This is a genomic window from Mesocryomonas lacus (assembly GCF_055730135.2).
On the sequence record NZ_JBUZWE020000067.1, the window covers coordinates 1 to 365 of the forward strand.

1 pseudogene is annotated in these 365 nt (G+C 63.6%); it reads left to right on the forward strand.

Annotation, left to right across the window (positions count from 1 at the left end):
* Nucleotides 1–118: 118 nt before the first annotated feature.
* A pseudogene (locus ACZLZY_RS24960) lies at nucleotides 119–365 on the forward strand (hypothetical protein); the annotation flags it as partial.

The window sequence follows — 365 nt, forward strand, 5'->3', positions numbered from 1 at the left end:
CGGTCGTTGAAGCCGCTAGCGCAGCTTGACGCGCCATAGTAGTTGACGTACTGATGTTCAGCAATCCAACTATATGCGGCGTCGATGGTGACTCGGCGGCCGCCAGTTTGGCCGGACCATGAGCAACGTGACAGCCAGTACCCAGCCGACAGGCGACACGGGCGCCGCAGCCTTCGCCCCCGCGAGGGTCCGAGCATTCGGAAGCATCGTCTACCCGCTTCTCGTACTCGTCATCGTCATGTCCCTTACCGCTGCCGCGACCGTGAACTGGGATCGTTGGACCGCAGCGTCCGCAACCCAGGTCACTGACAACGCCTATGTCAGGGCAGAGATGAGCCGCTTGGCCACCCGGGTCGCCGGAGCGG